The following is an 18,292-nucleotide window of genomic DNA, read 5'->3' as shown; positions in this document are numbered from 1 at the left end:
GCCTACCCGAACATCCCCTTGCGCGGCCCGAGATAGCCGAACAGGTACGCGCCGACCTTGCGCATCTGGATTTCCTCCGCGCCTTCGGTGATGCGGTATCGGCGGTGGTGGCGGTAGATATGCTCGAACGGCTTGTGGCGCGAATAGCCGATGCCGCCGTGGACCTGCATCGCGCGGTCTGCCGCTTCGCAGACGAGGCGGTTCGCCCAGTAGTTGCACATCGAGACCTTGTCGGAGAGCTCGCGCTCGATGCGCTTGTGGCCGCCTTCTTCGGCTTCGAGACGGTCCATTTCCCACGCCGTCTTGCGGATGAGAAGGCGCAGCATCTCGCACTGGGTGGCGAGTTCGACCAGCGGGAACTGGATCGCCTGATTGCGCGCAAGTTCCTCGCCGAAGGGCTTGCGTTCCCGCGCATAACGCACCGCTTCCTCGACGCAGAACGTCGCGGCGCCGAGTGACGAGGCCGCCTGGCGGATGCGGTTCTGGTGGACGAAGCTCTGCGCGATGGCGAGGCCGCCGCCTTCCGGCCCGAGCATCGCGGATTCCGGCACCCAGACATTGGTGAGCGAAAGGCGCGGGTGGTCCGTCGGCATGTTGAAGGTCCACATGTATTCCTCGATCACCAGCCCCGGCGAGGGATTGGGCACGAGGAGACAGGTGATGCCGCGCGCGTCGCCCGGCTCGCCTGCGGTGCGCGCGAAGACCGCGCAGTGGCTGGCGACGTGCATGCCGGTGATCCACATCTTCTCGCCGTCGATGCGCCAGCCGGGGACGCCGTCGCGAGTCTCGCGCACCGCGCGGGTTTCCATGTGCGTCGCGTCCGAGCCGTGCCGCGCTTCGGTGAGGCCGAAGGAGACGCGGCGGGTACGCGCGAAGCCGCCGAGGATGAACTCCTCCTGCTGCTCGGGCGTGCCGAAGTGCTCGAACATGTTCACGAACGGGAAGTTCCCGACGATCGAATGCTCGTTCTGGAGATCGTTGTGGAGGCCGAGGCCCTTGGCCGCGAAATGCTCGCGGATCACTGCCATCCAGAGGTTCTTGCCATCCTTGCCGCCGTACTTCTTGGGCGCGGAGAAGCGCCAGTGGCCGGCGGCATCGGCGCGGCGGGTGGCCTCGATCAGGAGGGCTTCCCATTCGTGGCGCGGCAGGCCCTGATCCTCGAAATCGGTGCGCGCCCATTCGCGGCGGTGGTCGAAAAAGCGGATGTTGTCGTCCGCCTGCTCGAGCGGCTTGATCTCGGCCTCGATGAAGGTGTCGAGTTCGGCGAGGTAGTCGACAAGCTCCTGCGGCAGATCGAAGTTCATGGTGTGCTCTCCCAAATGCGGCGCGCTTCGTTGAGCGCAGGGTATTTCGGCATGTCGGCCGCCAGCGTATCGAGCACGCGGCGGCGCAGATCGGCGAGGAGGCCGGGCTGCGCCAGCGTGGTGCGGCCGGCCAGAATGGCCTCGCACAGCGCCTTGTCGTGGGGGTCCGGCCGACCAGCCAGTTCGCGGCGGACAATGCCGAGCGCGTTCTGCGCGACGGCGAGTTCGAAGCGCTCGCGCCCGGCGGCCATGTGCGGCTTCACGGTGGCGGCGAGCCATTCGGAAACAGCTGTGAGGATTTCGGCGGCGCTGGGCTCGCCTTCGCCAGCGGGCGGCGCGGATGAGGGCGGCGGCAGGGGCCGCGCGCGCTCCGTTTCGGGGGCTTCGGTTTCGAGCAGGAGCAGCAGATCGAGATCCTGCTCCGCCGCGCGCCGCGCCACCACGACGCGTTCGAGCGAGCGATCGGCCCCGCTGCGCCAGCCTTTGCCCATCGAGAGCGCGGAAAGCGCCCACCACACCGTGCGGTAGATCAGCCAGAAGCGGAAGCGGGCGGGTTCGAAGGCGGTGCCGCCCGCTGCTTCATAGGCGCGGGCGAGGTCTTCAATGGTGCCCAACCCGAAGCCGCGCTTGTCGAGCCGGCCGAAGCGCCAGACGGTCATGCAGCCGAACGCGAGGTCCTCGTGCGCATCGCCGAGGTGGGCGAGTTCCCAATCGAGCAGGGCCGACAGGTGCCCGCCATCGACCATGATGTTGCCGATGCGCAGATCGCCGTGGAGCACGCTGAGCGGTGCCGGTGGCGGCAGATTGGCGCGCAGCCAGGCGAGGCCGAGCGCGATGGCGGGGCGGTCGCCGCCTGCCTCGGCAAACTGCGCGGCAAGGCCTTCGACGCCGGCGGCCGGTTCGAGCACAGGCAGGAATGGCAGCGCGGCGGGATCGAGCGCGTGGACCTTGGCCATCGCAGCGGCGATTTCAGCGAGCAGCGCGGGCGGGGAGGACAGCGCGTTATCCGGATCGGGCGAGCCCGGCACGCAGCGCATGATGAAGCCGAGGCCGATATCATCCTGCGGTTCGAGTTCGGCGACCACTTCGGGGGCGGGAACACCGTTTGCCTGCGCGCAGCGGATCACCGCGGCTTCCCTGGCCATGTCGAGCGCGCGGCCCGCGACCCATTCGGCGGAGGGCGCCCGGCGCAGGACGAAGGCTTCCCCGCCGACCTCGAAGCGCCAGCTTTGCATGTTGGCACCGCCGGACAGGCGCAGCAGGTCCGTCACCGGGCCGAGACGACTGGCGCGCGCCATCACCCGCTGAAGGCCCTCGGCCAGGGCTTGCTGGGACTCCGCCGTCATCCGCTCCTCTTGCCCGCTTTGCACCGGGCTATTCGCTTTGCTGTTGCTCGCGCCACTATCATTAATCGCGCGGTTAATGTCTAGCACCCCATCTGCACGGCAAGACGGGCGGCAGGTACGACCACCTGCGGGAACAGTGCTTGCCGGGGAATCCCAATAGGTTAGGGTACTAATACATCCTAAAGGGATTGTCGGCTAAGGGGGATCATGGCTTCCGGCATCAAGATGATGGGCAAATGGGTCGCAGTTGCGCTTTGGTGCGCTGCGCCGCTTGCGCTTGTCTCGGCCCCTGCCGCAGCGCGCCCGGGGACCTCGCTTCAGAACGCGCGTGACGCGGCGATCGAGCAACAAGTCTCTGCAATCGTGGCGCAAGGACGCGGGCGCATCGGCGTCGCGGCGGTCGATCTCGATGGCGGCGGGCAGATCATGATCAACGGCGACATGCCGTTTCCGATGGCCAGCACGGCGAAGATCGCTGTGGCGGCCACCTATCTTTCCGGCGTGGAGCAGGGCCGCCTGCGGCTCGATCAGCAGTTCCCGATGATGGTGCCCGTCGCCGAAGCCGCAAGCTCGCGCGGCACGGTTGCTGCGGTGCGCCCCGGCATGGTGATGTCCGCGCAGAGCCTGATGGAGCTTTCCATCACGCGCAGCGACAACCATGCGACCGATGGACTGATTGCCGCTGTCGGCGGGATCGGTGCGGTGAACACCTGGCTCAACCGCATCGGCGTGACGGGCCAGCACCTCGATCACACGATGGCGACACTGGTGCGTGACGACGGGCGGGTCAATCCGGTGACGACGATCGACACCCGCACGAGCAGCACGCCGCGCGCGATGGTCCAGCTGCTCGCCGCGATCGACCGCGGCGGCGCGCTGAGCCCGGAAAGCCGGGCGGTGCTGCTCGATACGATGACCCGCACGAGCACCGGCAAGAACCGCATTCGCAGCGGCCTGCCCGAAGGCGTGGTGTTTGCGCACAAGACGGGGACGCTGGCGGGCGTGACCGACGATGTCGGCATCGTGCGCTTGCCCGATGGGCGGCACCTTGCCATCGCGATTTTCGTGACGGGGCCCGAGGGCCACACCGCCCACGCCGGGCTGATCGCGCAGATCGCCCGCGTGCTCTACGATGGCTACAGCCAGCCGCCGCTGCCGGCGAGCTTCGAGACGGCGCGCCGCTGATTTTCCAGTATGTCGGCAATTGCCCGCTGTGATGCGGAGCGCGGCCTAGCGTGCGCGCTGCATGCACAAAAGAGAACGGGCACAAAAGAGAAGGGGCGCAGCCACTGCAGTGGCCACGCCCCTCTATCTCTATCAAACCCTTGCGGGCTTGATTACATCTTCGCGGCTTCGCTCGAAGCGTCAGCAGCCGGAGCCGAAGCGTCTTCCGACGGAGCAGCCGAAGCGTCCATAGCGGCTTCAGTCGATTCCATGGCGGCTTCGGTGGCGGGGGCTTCAGGAGCCTTTTCCGAGCAACCGGCGAGAGCGAAGGCAGTGCCGGCGACAGCGGCGAGGAGGAGCTTGCGCATGCGTTACAATCCCTGGATTGAAGTGGACCGCGCCGGGCCCGCAGCCCGCCGCAAAGCCTACTCTGGCGGTAGACTTCTCGCCCCAATTAATCGGCAATTCACCTGCTTGCAAGTCTTAGGAGCAGCAATCCCGTCATAGAGCCGTTAATTTTCTGAAATATAACAATTTTTGCCACGCCTTGGCGGGGCAAGAGAGCGCATTCAGACCGCATGAATCACCCTGTCATCGCTGCAGCGCCGCAACATCGGGCGCTTCCGCTGACGGGGGCGAGGCGCTACCAGAGCGGACATGGACACCACCGCAGACGCCGCGCCGCCGCTCGATTCCGCCCAGCGCCACCTCTATCTGATCGACGGTTCGGCCTATATCTTCCGCGCCTACCACCGCCTGCCGCCGCTGACCAATCCGGCGGGCGTGCCGGTCGGCGCGGTCTATGGCTATACCACAATGCTGTGGAAACTGGCGGAGGACCTGCACAAGGCGGACGGACCGACGCACCTTGCGGTGATCCTCGACAAGGGTTCGATCACCTTCCGCAACGATCTCTATGACCAGTACAAGGCGAACCGCCCGCCGCCGCCCGAAGACCTCGTCCCGCAGTTCCCGCTCATCCGCGATGCGACGCGCGCGTTCAGCCTGGCCTGCATCGAGGAAGAGGGGCTGGAGGCAGACGACCTCATCGCATCCTACTCGCTGGCGGCGGCGGAGCGCGGGTGGAACGTGACTATCGTCTCGTCGGACAAGGACCTGATGCAGCTCGTCGGGCGGCCGCACGCAGGCGGCGGCTATATCGACATGCTCGATACGATGAAGAACCAGCGCATCGACTTGCCCGAGGTGATAGAGAAGTTCGGCGTCGAGCCCGAGCGCGTCGGCGATGTGCTGGCGCTGATGGGCGATGCGGTGGACAACGTGCCCGGCATTCGCGGCATCGGCCCCAAGACCGCGACCAAGCTGATCCAGGAACACGGCACGCTGGAAGGTGCGCTGGCCGCCGCACCGACGATGAAGCCCGGCAAGCTGCGCGACAGCCTGATCGAACAGGCCGACATGGCCCGCCTTTCGCGCCAGCTCGTCCAGCTGAAGGAGGATTGCCCGTTGCCGCTGCCGCTCGATGCCTTCGAGCTGACAGCGATCCCGCCCGATCCGCTGGCGGCGTTCCTGTCCGAGCACGGCTTTACCAGCCTGCTGCGCAAACTGGGCACCGCGCCGGTGGAAGCGCCTGCTGCGGGCGGCGCGCCATCCCCGAACCCGGCGGGCGCGGCGGAAACGCGGCAGAGCCTGCCGGACTGGCCCGCGATCGATCTGGCCGGCTACCGCTGCCTGCAGACGCTGGAAGACATCGCCGCATGGGTCGCGCGGGCAGAGGCGGCGCGGGTCGTGGCGGTCGACACCGAGACCAGCGCGCTCGATGCGATGCAGGCGGATCTTGTCGGCGTGAGCCTTGCGCTCGGGCCGGGCGATGCCTGCTACATCCCGCTCGGTCACCGGGGCAGCGACATGTTCGCTGAAGCACCAGTCCAAGCCCCGCGCGAGGCGGCGCTGGCGCTCCTGAAGCCGCTGCTCGAAAGCGATGCGGTGCTCAAGATCGGGCAGAACATCAAGTACGATCTGAACGTGCTGGCCCGCTACGGCATCATGGTCAGCCCCATCGACGACACGATGGTGATGAGCTTCTGCCTCGATGCCGGGCGCGGCGAGACCGGGATTGCCGGGCATGGCATGGATGAATTGTCTGCCCGCCACCTTGGCCACACGACCATGACCTTCAAGGACCTGTGCGGAACCGGCAAGAAGGCGATCTCGTTCGCCGAAGTGCCGCTGGCAGATGCGACGCGCTATGCGGCGGAGGACGCGGAAGTCACCTGGCGGCTCCACCGGCTTCTGGCGCCGCGTCTCGCAGAGGAAGGCGGCACGCGCATCTACGAGCGAGTCGACCGGCCGCTGGTGCCGGTGGTTGCGGGCATGGAGCGGCACGGCATCCGCGTCGACCGCGAGCGGCTGGCGGGGCTTTCATCGCAGTTTGCCGAGACGATCGCGGGCCTTGAAACCGTGATCCACGAGAAGGCCGGCCAGCCCTTCACCATTGGCAGCCCCAAGCAGTTGGGCGAAATCCTGTTCGACAAGCTGGGCTACAAAGGCGGGAAGAAGGGCAAGACCGGGCAATATTCAACCGACCAGTCGGTGCTCGAAGGCCTTGCTGCGCAGGGGGCGGAAGTGGCGACCCTGGTACTGGAGTGGCGCCAGCTGTCGAAGCTCAAGTCGACCTATACCGACGCGCTGCAGGCCGCGATCAATCCCGCCACCGGCCGCGTGCACACCAGCTACAGTCTGGTCGGCGCGCAGACGGGGCGGCTTTCCTCGAATGAGCCCAACCTGCAGAACATCCCGATCCGCACCGAGATCGGGCGCCAGATCCGCGACGCGTTCGTGGCCGAACCCGGCAATGTGCTGCTGGCGGCAGACTATAGCCAGATCGAGCTGCGGCTCGCAGCGCACATGGCCGATGTTCCGGCGCTCAAGGAAGCCTTCGCGGCAGGTCAGGACATCCACGCGCGCACCGCGCAGGAGCTGTTCGGCACGGTCGACCGCGACACGCGCGGACGGGCGAAGACGATCAACTTCGCGATCCTCTACGGCATCAGCCGCTGGGGCCTCGCCGGGCGGCTGGGCGTGACGGCGGATGAAGCGCAGGCGATGATCGACCGCTACTTCGAGCGGTTTCCCGGAATCCAGCGCTACATCCATGAGACGTTGGAAAGCGTCCGTGCGCGTGGCTATTCCGAGACGCTGTTCGGCCGCAAGACGTGGTTCCCGCGCATCAATTCGAAGAACCAGGCCGAGCGGCAGGGCAGCGAGCGCGCGGCGATCAACGCGCCGATCCAGGGCACCAGCGCGGATATCATCAAGCGCGCGATGGCGCGGATGAACCCGGCGCTGGCGGCGGCGGGATTGGGCCACGTGCGCATGCTGCTGCAGGTGCACGACGAACTGGTGTTCGAACTGCCCGAAGCCGATGTGGCGGCAGCGCGCGCGGTGATCGAAGCGGTAATGGCAGGTGCGGCGGAACCGGCGGTCAAGCTGACGGTGCCGCTGGGCGTGGAGATCGGCACCGGACCCAGCTGGGGCGCGGCGCACTAGAGCCTGTCCTGTTTAGGTGAAGGCATCGTCATCGCGTTAGGAAGCCTGCTGGCAAGGAACGGCGCGCAGTGCGGACTGGTAGCCCGTGCCAGCGACGTGACGCTGTCCAGCGGGCTTCCTGACGCGACCCCGAAGGGGCGGGCCGATTTTGGCCCAGCGCAGCGTTGATCGTCGGTCACTATGCATGAACATAGCTCCCTCCTCTCTCCTCGCGCTGGGCCAAAATCGGCTCCGTGCCGACGCCTCCACCTAAACAGGACAGGCTCTAGGCCGCGCTATTCCACCTTCACGAACGGCTTGATGTCCTTGGTGTGGAGCCAGAGCATCTGCTCGTTGGGCACCGAATTGGTGAGGGCATAGAGCCCCTCGGCTTCTTCGGCGCTGAGGCCCATTTCGCGGTAGTAATCGAGATAGGCCTTGTTGGGGCCTTCATCGGGCGCGAAGTCGTCGGGCTGGTGGCCTTGCTCGTCCTTCCACGCGTGGACGCCGAATTCGGCATCGGGCGCAGCGTGGCGGGTCTTGCCGGCGAGGAAGATCTCGAACCCGCCCGAGCGCACCGAGCCGCCTGAGGGCACGTCAGTGGCGATGCCATGGCGCCGGATCAGCCGCCCGAGCGTGAGGTTCGCGCCATCGTCGATTGTACCGGGGCAGTCGACGAGTTCGAGCATGCGAATGCCCGGATGGGCCTGCAGCATGGCGCGAAACAGAGTGGGCGACGTGTCGTCGATCTCGCCCACCAGCGCCGCGTGGGTCGTATCGACAACCGCAAAGGGGCCGAAGCGGGGCAGGCCCTCGATCGCCCGCGCGACGCGCTGGCTGCGCGGCTCCTCGGTGACCGTGCGGGTGGTGGTCACTTCGGTCCAGGTGGTGCCGTGCGAATCGACCCAGGTACGCGTCGCCGTCTGCTGCGCAGCGGCTGGTGCCGCGGCGGCCAGACTGAGCAGCAGGGCGCAAGTGAGTCGGAGCATGGTGCGCTCATAATCCGCTCATGCTTGCCGCTTTTCCAGCAAAACGCGGTAAATCGCGCTTAAGACCTTTTTGCCTCCGATTTGGCAAGACCCCGCGCCTTCCCCTATCGCGCGCTCCGACCCGACCTTAGGCTGCCGAACGGACTTGGGGGTTGGTATGGTCGCGCTGGTATCCACGGTTGCCTATCTGGGGCTCGAGGCGCGCGCGGTCGAAGTGCAGTGCCAGATCGCGCCGGGGCTGCCGACTTTCCGCGTCGTCGGCCTGCCCGACAAGGCGGTGGGTGAAAGCCGCGAGCGGGTGCATTCGGCGCTCGCCGCACTCGGGCTGGCGCTGCCGCCCAAGCGCATCACGGTGAACCTTTCCCCGGCGGACCTGCCCAAGGAAGGCTCGCACTATGACCTGCCCATTGCGCTGGCGCTGCTGGCGGCGATGGGCGTGGTCGATCTGGAAGCCGTCGCGGAGTTTGTCGCGGTGGGCGAACTCGCGCTCGATGGCCGGGTGATCGCGAGCCCCGGCGTGCTGCTGGCCGCGCTTCATGCGAGCGGGATCGAGAAAGGGCTGATCTGCCCGGCGGCGCAAGGCGCGGAAGCACGCTGGGCAAGCGGGGTGGAAGTGGTCGCGGCGCCCGATCTGATCAGCCTGCTCAACCACCTCAAGGGCACGATGCGCCTGCCGATTCCCGCACCGGGCGAAGTCGACGCGCCGGAGCGGCGGGCGGACCTCAGGCAAGTGAAAGGGCAGGAAACCGCCAAGCGTGCGCTGGAGATCGCGGCGGCGGGCGGGCACAATCTGCTGATGATCGGCCCTCCGGGTGCGGGCAAGTCGCTGATGGCCTCCTGCCTGCCGGGGATCCTGCCCGAACTGACGCCTTCGGAAGCGCTGGAAGCATCGCTGGTGGCCTCGGTCGCAGGTCTGCTGGAGGAAGGCCGGATCAGCCGCGCGAGGCCGTTCCGCGCACCCCACCATTCGGCTTCGATGGCGGCGCTGACGGGCGGCGGGCTGAAGGTGCGGCCCGGCGAAGTCAGCCTCGCGCATCTCGGCGTGCTGTTCCTCGACGAACTGCCCGAATTCCAGCGCGCGGTGCTCGATTCGCTGCGCCAGCCGCTGGAGACGGGCGAAGTCACCGTCGCACGCGCCAACGCGCATGTGACCTTTCCGGCGCGGGTGCAGCTGGTCGCGGCGATGAACCCGTGCCGCTGCGGGTACCTCGGCGATCCAGCGCTGGGCTGCAGCCGCGCGCCGCGCTGTGCGGGGGATTACCAGTCGAAGGTCTCGGGACCGCTGCTCGACCGGATCGACTTGCATGTCGAAGTCGATCCCGTGTCCGCCGCCGATCTGGCCCTGCCGCCCCCCGCCGAAGGATCGGACGCGGTCGCCGCGCGCGTGGCGGCAGCGCGGCGGGTGCAGACGGCAAGGCTCGAAGGCAGCGGGCGGCGCACCAATGCCGAGCTGGAAGGCGATCTGCTCGATCAGTACGCGACCCCGGACGAGCCGGGGCGCAAGCTTCTGGCACAGGCCGCGGAAGCGATGCGGCTATCCGCGCGCGGCTATACCCGCATGCTGCGCGTGGCGCGCACGATTGCGGACCTGGCAGGAGCGGAGACGGTGGGGCGGGTGCATATGGCGGAGGCGCTGAGCTATCGGCGGATTGCGCCGAGAAGCTAGCGTCCCGCCATCGCCTTGGCCTTCGCCAGATACGTCCGCCCGATGCGCAGCAGTTCGCCATCCGCGAGCTGCGCCGACCATACCCCCAGCCCATCGTGCTTCAGCCCAGCTATCCGATCCCGCCGCACGATGGTCGAGCGGTGGAGGCGGATGAAGCGTTCGGGGTCGAGGCGGTCTTCGAGGCGCTGGATGGTGTGGAGCAGGAGGTAGCTGCGGGCGCCCACATGAAGGCGCACGTAGTCGCGCTCGGCGTCGATGCGGTCGATGTCACCGGCGGCAACGCGGATCAGCTCGCTGCGGTGGGGGACCCAGAATTCCTCGATCCACGGGCTTTCTGCAGGCGCGGCTTCGGTGGGCGTAGTGGCAGTGTCGCGGCGGGCCAGCGCGCGCTCGACGGCGCGTTCGAGGCGGTCTTGCGCGACGGGCTTGAGGACGTAATCCACCGCGTCGCAATCGAAGGCTTCGACCGCGAAGTGATCGTGCGCGGTGACGAAGATGACGGCGGGACGCGGGGACAGGCGGGCAAGGCCGCGGGCAACGCCGAGGCCATCGACTTCGGGCATGGTCATGTCGAGCAGCACGAGCTCGGGCGAGAGCGCTTCGCACAGCCGCAGCGCCGCCGCACCGTCGCTGGCCGTGCCGACGACATGGAGCGCGGGAATGCGCGCGCAGAGGATCTGCATGCGCTCCACCGCAAGCGGTTCATCATCGACGATCAATGTGCGCATGCGTTCCCTCTTCTATTCGCAGCCCGACCGCACCAACGGGATCGTCAGCACCGTGGCATAGCCGCCGGCCGGCAGGGCCCCGCTTTCCACCCGCGCCTCGTCGCCGAAGCGCGCCGCTAGGCGGTTGCGGACGTTTTCGAGACCGATGCCGGTGCTGCCGCTGGCGCCGCCCTTGCCCGGCCCATCATCCGCGACGGTGAGCACCAGCTTGCCGCCGGCTTCCTGAGCGGCAATGCGGATAGTGACGGGGCGCGTGCTTGCGGAGACGCCGTACTTGATCGAGTTTTCGACCAGCGGCTGGAGGATCATCCCCGGCACGCAGGCGTTCTCGAGCCCCGGCGGCACATCGAATTCGCAGACCAGCCGTTCCGGGAAGCGCACGGCCTCGATCTCGAGATAGTGGCGCTGCAGCAAAATCTCGTCCGCCAGCGGCACGTCCGCCGTGGGATCGCCGGCAAGGCTGTGGCGGTAGAAGCTGGAGATCGTCTGGATCATCTTCTCGGCCTGTTCGGTGCGGCCGACCATGACGAGGGCGGAGAGCGAGTTCAGCGTGTTGAACAGGAAGTGCGGATTGACCTGATAGCGCAAGCTGCGCAGCTCGGCGGCTTTCGCCGCGCGCTTGTATTCCCCCTCGCGCCGTTCGGAGGCGCGCGCCATCTCGGCATTGCCGAGCGCGATGTAGAGCCCGGCCCACGCGATCAGCAAGAAGTAGCGGCCGAGTGCGACATCGGTGAGCTGCTTCCACAGGCCTTCGTCCTCGATCATCTTGCTGATGATCATGCTGTGGATCTGGCTATCGCTGTCGGTTGCAGCGGGCGTTGGTGCTGGCATGGGCGACGGCGCAGTGCTGGCTGCGGGCGACGGCGTGGGGGAAGGTGCCGGCGTGGGCTTGGCGGCGGGCCGCTTTGCCGCAGGAGGGACGGGGCGCGGCTTTGCGACGCGGGCCTTGTGCACCTCGGCGTTGCGCGCGTGGACCTGCTTCACTGCTTCGCCGACAGGTCCGGCAGGCGGCGGCGGGACATCCTTCTCGGCGACGAGACCCGCATCGGCGAGGCCGCGCAGCACGTTCCAGCGCACGGCATCGATGCCGGCCAGTCTCGCCTGTGCGGCAGAGAAGCGCTCTGCCCTGGCCCGCTCGATCTCGCGCTGCGCCTCGGCAACTTCACGCTGCGCCTGCGCGAGTTCGCGGGCGACCTCTTCGGCATGCTCGGCATCGGTGGGGACACGGTGGGCGCCGACGCGCACTTCCGCCGTGCCGTCACTGCGGCGGATGATGGAAACGCCGCCGGGTGCGGTGATCACCGCTTCTTCGTCATTGTCGCTGTCGGTTTGATCATCATCGTCATCCTCGGTCGGCGCGGCCATGACCTTCGACGCGCGCGGCGGCGCTGGCGAGGCCGGCGGCGCGGGGGGCTCGGGCGGCGGAGGCGGCACCGGGATGGCCTGCGGCGGGTCGGCGACGTCGATCAGGACATTGCCCGAGACATCGTGGCGCACGCGCACCGAGGGCAACGGCACATCGGACGGCAGGACAATCGGCGCGGTGCCTTGCTGGCCCCGGATCGCCCGCGCCGCCGCCTCGGCCTGCGCCTGTGCGGCCTTGGCCTCGCGCGCGATGATCTTCTTCTCGACCGGGGCGAAGCACTGCTGGTTGATCGCGGCGAGCGCGAGCGCGGCGGGCAGCATGATGACGAGCGCCGCGCCGATCCGCGCCCCGTTGCTGCGCCCGTCGAACCGGCGCAGCAGCGGCCACGCGAGCAGTGTGACGGCAATGCCGGCGAGCGTGACCACGGCGCGGCGCCACAGCAGTTCGTTGAACTCGCCGAGATCGACAACGATCCCGCGCAAGGTGATCAGCAGGAAATAGGTGAGCCACAGCGCGGCCGCCGACAGGAACACCGCACGCGCGGGGACGTGCGGACGTTCGGCAGCAGCAGTATCGACGGGAAGTGTGGGCATTCGGCCGCTTCTACGCCCAACCGACCGGCCAGCGCCAGCCGGGCAGTCGAACGCAGTCAGCCGTTGGTCGATGGATCACGCGGGAAGCAGGCCTTCCTCGCTGATCTTCTTCTTCCACACCAGCGGCGCCAGCTGGTGGACGTTCTGCCCGGTCGAATCGACCGCGACCGTTACCGGCATGTCCTCGACGGTGAATTCATAGATCGCTTCCATGCCGAGATCAGCAAACCCGACGACCTTGGACTGCTTGATCGCGCGCGCGACGAGATAGGCCGCACCGCCGACCGCCATGAGGTAGGCGGACTTGTGCTTGGCGATGGATTCGGTCGCCGCCGGGCCGCGCTCCGCCTTGCCAACCGAGGCGAGCAGGCCGAGGTTCAGCATGGTGTCGGAGAACTTGTCCATGCGCGTCGCGGTGGTCGGGCCAGCCGGGCCGACGACTTCATTGCCGACCGGATCGACCGGGCCGACGTAGTAGATCACGCGGCCCTTGAAATCGACCGGCAGCTCCTCACCCTTGGCGAGCATGTCGGCGATCCGCTTGTGCGCGGCATCGCGGCCGGTGAGCATCTTGCCGTTGAGCAGCAGACGGTCGCCCTGCTTCCAGCTCTGCACTTCCTCCGCCGTCAGCGTATCGAGATCGACGCGTTTGGCCGCCGCATCCGGCGTCCAGTGCACGTCGGGCCACTCGTCGAGCTTGGGCGTTTCGAGGAACGCCGGACCCGAACCGTCGAGCGTAAAATGCGCGTGGCGCGTGGCGGCGCAATTGGGGATCATCGCGACCGGCTTGCCCGCAGCGTGGCAGGGGGCGTCCATGATCTTGACGTCAAGGATCGTGGAAAGCCCGCCGAGGCCCTGCGCGCCAATGCCGAGCGCGTTGACCTTGTCGAAGATCTCGATGCGCAGCGCCTCGACATCGTTCTGCGGCCCGCGCAGCTTGAGCTGGGCCATGTCGATCGGCTCCATCAGCGCCTGCTTGGCCAGCAGCATGCAGTGCTCGGCCGTGCCGCCGATACCGATGCCGAGCATGCCCGGCGGGCACCAGCCGGCGCCCATCTGCGGCAGCATCTCGATCACCCAGTCGACGATCGAATCGCTGGGGTTCATCATCTTGAACTTCGACTTGTTCTCGCTGCCGCCGCCCTTGGCCGCGACATCGACCGAGACCTTGTTGCCCTTCACCATCTCGACGTGGAGCACGCAGGGCGTGTTGTCCTTCGTGTTGCGGCGGGTGAAGGCGGGATCGGCCAGCACCGAGGCGCGCAGCTTGTTTTCGGGATCGAGGTAGGCCCGGCGCACGCCTTCGTCGACGACGTCCTGCAGGCTCTTGTCGCTTTCGAGGCGGCAGTCCTGGCCCCATTTGATGAACACGTTGACGATGCCGGTGTCCTGGCAGATCGGGCGGTGCCCTTCGGCGCACATGCGGCTGTTGGTGAGGATCTGGGCGATGGCGTCCTTTGCAGCGGGGCCCTGTTCGGCTTCGTAGGCATCGCCCAGCGCGCGGATGTAGTCCATCGGGTGGAAGTAGCTGATGTATTGCAGCGCATCGGCCACGCTTTCGATGAGGTCTTCCTCGCGGATCGTTGTCATCTCTGCCATGGCTGGTTCCTTCCACTGGTTTGGGGCCCGCCGTACGCGGGCACAATCGATGAACCGCCGTTTAGCCATCGACCAGCGTCATGCAAAGCGCTTGGCGCGCCGGAGACGATATTCTAAGGGCTGGAAATCTAAAGACGCAGCTTTCAGTCGGCGGCGGCGCCAGGCGCCGGCTGGCTGCGCAGCCCGGACGAAGAATGAGGGATTTCATGACGGTGGTGGAAGAACGCGCTGGAGTTGCCGAGACCGAGTCCGCGCGCCGCGCGATGATCGACAGCCAGCTGCGCGTGAGCGGCGTCAACGATCCGGCCATTCTCGCAGCATTTCTTGCCGTGCCGCGTGAAGACTTCCTGCCCGAGGCGCGCCGCGCGGTGGCCTATGCCGACCGCGCCGTGGCGCTCGGCGATGGCGAAGTGCTTTCGCCCGCGCTGACGTATGGCCAGATGCTGACCGCCGCCGAACCCACCGCTGACGACAGCGTGCTGGTGATCGGCAACCCGGGCGGCTATCTCGCCGCGCTGGCGGAGAAGCTGGCCGGCACGGTCACGCTGGTTGCTGCTGGCGGCGATTGGGCCAAGGCCGGCGAACATTCGCTGGTGCTGGTCGACGGCGCCATCGAAGCGGTGCCCGCTGCTCTGGCCGGTGTCGTCACGGCGGAGGGCCGCGTCGTTGGCGGCATGGTCGAGCGCGGCGTGACCCGTCTTGCGCTGGGCCGCAAGGTGGCCGGCTCGCTCGCGATGACGGTGCTGGCGGAAGCTGACTTTACCCCGCTTGCTGCCTTTGCCGCCCCGCGCAAGTGGAGCTTCTGAACCCCATGATCTGCGCCTTCCGCGCTGCTCCCGCGCTTTCGGCGCTTGCCATGGCGCTGGCCGCTGTTCCAGCGCAGGCCGACGACCTGCAGGGCGCGCTGGCAGCAGCCTATGCGGGCAACCCCGATCTGAATGCTGCACGTGCGAACTTGCGCGCGACCGACGAAAGCGTGCCGATCGCCCGCGCGCCGGGCCTGCCCAGCCTGACCGGCACGATCAACTACACCGAATTCCTCAAGCAGGGCCCCAACACCTTCATCGCGCCGCAGCGCCTGATGACGGTCGACCCGCAGCTCAGCGTGCCGATCTATTCGGGCGGCGCCGTGCGCAATTCGCTCGCTGCCGCCAAGATCCGCGTGGAGGCGGGCGAAGCCTCGCTGCGCGGGACCGAGGCCGGCGTGTTCAGCCAGGTCGTCGCGGCCTACATGGACGTGATCCGCGATTCCGCGACGGTCGGGCTCAACCGCAACAACGTGCAGGTGCTCGAGGTCAACCTCAAGGCCACCACCGACCGGTTCGAGATCGGCGACGTGACGCGGACCGACGTCGCGCAGTCCAACTCGCGCCTCGCTCTGGCGCGCGCCGATCTGCGCAGTGCCGAGGCCGCGCTGGTCGCCAGCCGCGAGCGCTATGTCCAGATCGTCGGCAAGGTGCCGGACGATCTGCAGCCGCCGCCGCCGCTGGCCGGGCTGCCGGAATCGCCCGAGGAAGCGGTGCAGACCGCGCTCGACAACAATCCCGATCTCGAAGCCGCACGCCAGCGCAGCAAGGCGGCGGGCTATGATGCCAAGGCCGCGGGGGCTGGCCGTCTGCCGACGATCTCGCTGTTTACCTCGGGCGAGTACCAGACCTACTTCAATTCGCTGGGCGGCGCCGGGGCCGGGAGCGGCACCCGATTTACCCAGAGCCAGACCACGGCGCAGGCCGGTGCGCGCATCTCGATCCCGCTGTTCCAGGGCGGCCTTCCCGCCGCGCGCCAGCGGCAGGCCCAGGCCACCGCGACCGCCGTGCAGGAGCAGGAAATCGGGACCGAGCGGACGGTGATTGCCAATGTCCGCTCGGCCTATACCCAGTGGCGCGCGGCGAACGACGTGATCGTGCTCAACCAGACCGCCGTCGATGCCGCGGCGCTGAGCCTCGAAGGTGTGCGCGCGGAAAATACCGTGGGCAACCGCACGATCCTCAACATCCTCGATGCCGAGCAGGAACTGCTGCGCGCGCAGGTGGGCCTCGTGGCAGCGCGGCGCAATGCCTATGTCGCCGCGTTCAACCTGATTGCCGCGATGGGCAAGGCGCAGGCCGCCGATCTCGGCTTCGATCCGGCGACGCTCTACGATCCCGAGGCCAACTACCGCCGTGTACGGGGCCGCGTATTCGACTGGTCGCTCGACTCGCCGACACCCCCTAAGGCGACGCGCACGGTTGACACGCCGGCCCAGACCGCGACAATTCCTGCACAAACCGTGCCGTAATGGTACAGGACCGCGGGGCGGCCGACTGATTCGGCCCAGAGTAGTGTGTGGGGTAATGCATGCGTCAGGCTTCGGAACCTTCGGTCGAGGAGATCCTCGAATCGATCAAGAAGGTGATCGCGCGCGACAATCGGGCCGAAGCAGCGCGTGAGCGCAGCCGCCGCGATGCTGCCGCGGAAATGCCCGCCGCGCCGCGAGTCTCTGCCCGTCCGGCGACACGGAGCGAAGGTCGCCCGGCGTCGTTCCCGGCCGACGTGCTCGATCTCAGCGAAGTGGCCGCACAGATCCTGAACGAAGACCGCGCCATCACTGTCGAGGCAGACGAAGAGGAGGCGCCGCTGCTGGCGGACGAGACCACCGCTTCGATGCGCGATTCGCTCGCCGCGCTGGCGATGCTGTCCGCCCCCGGGGCCAGCCCGCAGATCGTCCGCTCGGGCGAGACCTCGCTCGAAAACATGGTGCGCGAGATGCTGCGCCCGGCGCTGGCCGAATGGCTCGACAAGAACCTGCCGCCGATGGTCGAGAAGCTGGTCGCGGCGGAAATCGCGCGGATTGTCGGCAAGAAGGGCTGATCTCGCGGCTTCCCGCGTGCTAGGGCGCTTTCATGGCCAGACCTGATCCCGCGCTGCTCGACCCGGCGCGCTACCCTTTCGGCAATGCCGTCACCACGCGGTTCGCCGATCTCGATCCCAACGGGCACATCAACAACGTGGCGATGGCCGCGGTGTTCGAGGATGCGCGGCTGCGCTTCATCACCGCGGTCGGCATGCCGAAGAACGCCGACGGCGCGCGGTTCATGGTCGCCAATGTCACCATCGATTATCTGGCGCAGGCCTATTATCCAGCGGGTCTCGAATGCCGCGTCGGCGCGCTGCCGGGTGGGCGCTCCAGCTGGAGCCTGCGGCAGCTGATCCTGCAGGATGGCCGCCCGGTGGCGACCGCGCATGTCACGATCGTGTTCACCGACGGCAAGCGGCCGCAGCCGATCGACCCAGCCCTTCGCGAAAGGCTCGATGCATGGCTGATCCGGTGAAGCCTGACGAGATCACGCTGGCACGGCAAGCGGTCGCGGGCCTCGGCGGGTTCGCGCCGCAGCGGCACATCCTGCTCTGTGCCGGCCCCGAAAAGGACAAGTGCGCCCCGCGCGAGGCGGGCGACGAAGCGTGGAACTTCCTCAAGAAGCGGCTGGGCGAGCTCAAGCTGGGCGGGCCGCAGGGCGTGCTGCGCAACAAGGTCGGCTGCCTGCGCGTCTGCGCCGCCGGACCGGTCGCGCTCGTCTATCCGGACAACGTCTGGTACCACTCCTGCACGCCCGCCGTGCTGGAGCGGATCATCCAGGAGCACGTGATCGGCGGCGTTCCGGTCGAGGACTACCGGCTCACGCCGCCGGAGTAAGCGGCGCTACTTCCACCAGCTGTCGACGTGCTGCTCAAGGCCGTTGTCGACCGCCTCGTCGTGCCCGGTGCCGCTGGAGAGGAACACGAGCCCCATCAGCGCCGCCATCAGCATCATCGTCAGGCCGATGCCGAGCATGGCCGCGATGTAGAGATGGATCGAAACCAGCCCGACCGCCGCATAGAGATACCAGGCGGCTGCCGCCATGACGACGAGGGTCAGAAGACCCATCCAGCGCATGATGCGGAAGTAGCGGCCCCACGCGAATTCGGCGTAGTCCGGATCGTCGAGCGGGGAGGGGCGGACAGGCTGGGCCATGCGCCGTTTCATGCGCCGCTCGCGGCTCCAAGGCAATCGCTTTCCCCGCCTGCCCTT

16 protein-coding genes are annotated in these 18,292 nt (G+C 67.7%); 8 read left to right on the top strand and 8 right to left on the bottom strand.

Annotated elements, in window-relative coordinates:
* Positions 1-2: 2 nt before the first annotated feature.
* Positions 3-1,304 (bottom strand): acyl-CoA dehydrogenase family protein, encoded by a 1,302-nt coding sequence (locus tag IP83_RS06440; protein WP_054121390.1) that lies wholly within the window; start codon positions 1,302-1,304, stop codon positions 3-5.
* Positions 1,301-2,650 carry a phosphotransferase family protein gene (locus IP83_RS06435; protein WP_054121389.1) on the bottom strand — a complete coding sequence of 450 codons (1,350 nt, stop codon included), beginning with the start codon at positions 2,648-2,650 and terminating at the stop codon, positions 1,301-1,303. Before IP83_RS06435 ends, IP83_RS06440 begins: the two co-directional genes overlap by 4 nt.
* Positions 2,651-2,857: 207 nt before the next feature.
* Here IP83_RS06435 and IP83_RS06430 point away from each other — a divergent pair, with 207 nt between their 5' ends.
* A complete protein-coding gene (locus tag IP83_RS06430) occupies positions 2,858-3,835 on the top strand; it encodes a serine hydrolase (protein WP_054121388.1) in 978 nt (325 codons plus the stop codon).
* Positions 3,836-3,987: 152 nt separating this feature from the next.
* On the opposite strand, the gene IP83_RS06425 is transcribed toward IP83_RS06430, so the two are convergent.
* On the bottom strand, positions 3,988-4,182 hold the full coding sequence (locus IP83_RS06425) for a hypothetical protein (RefSeq protein WP_054121387.1): 195 nt from the start codon (positions 4,180-4,182) through the stop codon (positions 3,988-3,990).
* 289 nt (positions 4,183-4,471) lie between these two features.
* Between IP83_RS06425 and polA the strand changes: the two genes are divergently transcribed.
* Complete coding sequence (polA, locus tag IP83_RS06420; RefSeq protein WP_054121386.1) at positions 4,472-7,324, top strand: DNA polymerase I; 2,853 nt, start codon at positions 4,472-4,474, stop codon at positions 7,322-7,324.
* A gap of 275 nt (positions 7,325-7,599) precedes the next feature.
* Here the strand turns inward: polA and IP83_RS06415 are convergent, their stop codons facing one another.
* Positions 7,600-8,292, bottom strand: a complete 693-nt coding sequence (locus tag IP83_RS06415) for a hypothetical protein (protein ID WP_054121385.1) — start codon at positions 8,290-8,292, stop codon at positions 7,600-7,602.
* 157 nt (positions 8,293-8,449) lie between these two features.
* Between IP83_RS06415 and IP83_RS06410 the strand changes: the two genes are divergently transcribed.
* Positions 8,450-9,958, top strand: coding sequence for a YifB family Mg chelatase-like AAA ATPase (locus IP83_RS06410; protein ID WP_054121384.1), 1,509 nt, complete (start codon positions 8,450-8,452; stop codon positions 9,956-9,958).
* Here the strand turns inward: IP83_RS06410 and IP83_RS06405 are convergent.
* The 3 genes from IP83_RS06405 to IP83_RS06395 all read right to left on the bottom strand — a co-directional run bounded on the left by IP83_RS06405 (position 9,955) and on the right by IP83_RS06395 (position 14,244).
* Positions 9,955-10,686 carry a LytTR family DNA-binding domain-containing protein gene (locus IP83_RS06405; RefSeq protein WP_054121383.1) on the bottom strand — a complete coding sequence of 244 codons (732 nt, stop codon included), beginning with the start codon at positions 10,684-10,686 and terminating at the stop codon, positions 9,955-9,957. The two genes, IP83_RS06410 and IP83_RS06405, sit on opposite strands and share 4 nt — an antisense overlap.
* A gap of 12 nt (positions 10,687-10,698) precedes the next feature.
* Positions 10,699-12,645: a sensor histidine kinase gene (locus tag IP83_RS21110; protein WP_369816999.1), complete on the bottom strand. Its 1,947-nt coding sequence runs from the start codon at positions 12,643-12,645 to the stop codon at positions 10,699-10,701.
* A 75-nt stretch (positions 12,646-12,720) separates the two neighbouring features.
* On the bottom strand, positions 12,721-14,244 hold the full coding sequence (locus tag IP83_RS06395; protein ID WP_054121382.1) for a fumarate hydratase: 1,524 nt from the start codon (positions 14,242-14,244) through the stop codon (positions 12,721-12,723).
* 206 nt (positions 14,245-14,450) lie between these two features.
* On the opposite strand from IP83_RS06395, the gene IP83_RS06390 reads away from it, so the two are divergent.
* The 5 genes from IP83_RS06390 to IP83_RS06370 are packed head-to-tail and all read left to right on the top strand — an operon-like array spanning position 14,451 to position 17,917.
* Positions 14,451-15,050 carry a protein-L-isoaspartate O-methyltransferase gene (locus IP83_RS06390; RefSeq protein WP_054121381.1) on the top strand — a complete coding sequence of 200 codons (600 nt, stop codon included), beginning with the start codon at positions 14,451-14,453 and terminating at the stop codon, positions 15,048-15,050.
* A gap of 5 nt (positions 15,051-15,055) precedes the next feature.
* The gene (locus IP83_RS06385; RefSeq protein WP_054121380.1) at positions 15,056-16,522 is read left to right on the top strand and encodes a TolC family outer membrane protein; all 1,467 of its coding nucleotides are present in this window, start codon (positions 15,056-15,058) and stop codon (positions 16,520-16,522) included.
* A gap of 59 nt (positions 16,523-16,581) precedes the next feature.
* Positions 16,582-17,094 (top strand): DUF2497 domain-containing protein, encoded by a 513-nt coding sequence (locus tag IP83_RS06380; protein WP_054121379.1) that lies wholly within the window; start codon positions 16,582-16,584, stop codon positions 17,092-17,094.
* Between the two features lie 32 nt (positions 17,095-17,126).
* The gene (locus tag IP83_RS06375; RefSeq protein ID WP_054121378.1) at positions 17,127-17,555 is read left to right on the top strand and encodes a thioesterase family protein; all 429 of its coding nucleotides are present in this window, start codon (positions 17,127-17,129) and stop codon (positions 17,553-17,555) included.
* Positions 17,540-17,917, top strand: coding sequence for a ferredoxin (locus IP83_RS06370; RefSeq protein ID WP_054121377.1), 378 nt, complete (start codon positions 17,540-17,542; stop codon positions 17,915-17,917). The genes IP83_RS06375 and IP83_RS06370 overlap by 16 nt, the downstream gene beginning before the upstream one ends.
* Before the next feature lie 6 nt (positions 17,918-17,923).
* Here the strand turns inward: IP83_RS06370 and IP83_RS06365 are convergent, their stop codons facing one another.
* Positions 17,924-18,235 carry a hypothetical protein gene (locus tag IP83_RS06365; RefSeq protein ID WP_072384734.1) on the bottom strand — a complete coding sequence of 104 codons (312 nt, stop codon included), beginning with the start codon at positions 18,233-18,235 and terminating at the stop codon, positions 17,924-17,926.
* Positions 18,236-18,292: the final 57 nt, after the last annotated feature.

Origin of the sequence: Novosphingobium sp. AAP93, from assembly GCF_001296055.1 — a bacterium.
Classification (GTDB): domain Bacteria; phylum Pseudomonadota; class Alphaproteobacteria; order Sphingomonadales; family Sphingomonadaceae; genus Novosphingobium.
This window is presented reverse-complemented; position numbering and strand designations above follow the sequence as displayed.

Bases quoted from the DNA above. Each gene is read 5' to 3' on its own strand.
- IP83_RS06365 (WP_072384734.1), bottom strand. From the start codon at position 18,235: ATGGCCCAGCCTGTCCGCCCCTCCCCGCTCGACGATCCGGACTACGCC.
- IP83_RS06425 (WP_054121387.1), bottom strand. From the start codon at position 4,182: ATGCGCAAGCTCCTCCTCGCCGCTGTCGCCGGCACTGCCTTCGCTCTC.
- IP83_RS06440 (WP_054121390.1), bottom strand. From the start codon at position 1,304: ATGAACTTCGATCTGCCGCAGGAGCTTGTCGACTACCTCGCCGAACTC.
- IP83_RS06430 (WP_054121388.1), top strand. From the start codon at position 2,858: ATGGCTTCCGGCATCAAGATGATGGGCAAATGGGTCGCAGTTGCGCTT.
- IP83_RS06370 (WP_054121377.1), top strand. From the start codon at position 17,540: ATGGCTGATCCGGTGAAGCCTGACGAGATCACGCTGGCACGGCAAGCG.
- IP83_RS06405 (WP_054121383.1), bottom strand. From the start codon at position 10,686: ATGCGCACATTGATCGTCGATGATGAACCGCTTGCGGTGGAGCGCATG.
- IP83_RS06410 (WP_054121384.1), top strand. From the start codon at position 8,450: ATGGTCGCGCTGGTATCCACGGTTGCCTATCTGGGGCTCGAGGCGCGC.
- IP83_RS21110 (WP_369816999.1), bottom strand. From the start codon at position 12,645: ATGCCCACACTTCCCGTCGATACTGCTGCTGCCGAACGTCCGCACGTC.
- IP83_RS06435 (WP_054121389.1), bottom strand. From the start codon at position 2,650: ATGACGGCGGAGTCCCAGCAAGCCCTGGCCGAGGGCCTTCAGCGGGTG.
- IP83_RS06390 (WP_054121381.1), top strand. From the start codon at position 14,451: ATGACGGTGGTGGAAGAACGCGCTGGAGTTGCCGAGACCGAGTCCGCG.
- IP83_RS06380 (WP_054121379.1), top strand. From the start codon at position 16,582: ATGCGTCAGGCTTCGGAACCTTCGGTCGAGGAGATCCTCGAATCGATC.
- polA (WP_054121386.1), top strand. From the start codon at position 4,472: ATGGACACCACCGCAGACGCCGCGCCGCCGCTCGATTCCGCCCAGCGC.
- IP83_RS06395 (WP_054121382.1), bottom strand. From the start codon at position 14,244: ATGGCAGAGATGACAACGATCCGCGAGGAAGACCTCATCGAAAGCGTG.
- IP83_RS06415 (WP_054121385.1), bottom strand. From the start codon at position 8,292: ATGCTCCGACTCACTTGCGCCCTGCTGCTCAGTCTGGCCGCCGCGGCA.
- IP83_RS06385 (WP_054121380.1), top strand. From the start codon at position 15,056: ATGATCTGCGCCTTCCGCGCTGCTCCCGCGCTTTCGGCGCTTGCCATG.
- IP83_RS06375 (WP_054121378.1), top strand. From the start codon at position 17,127: ATGGCCAGACCTGATCCCGCGCTGCTCGACCCGGCGCGCTACCCTTTC.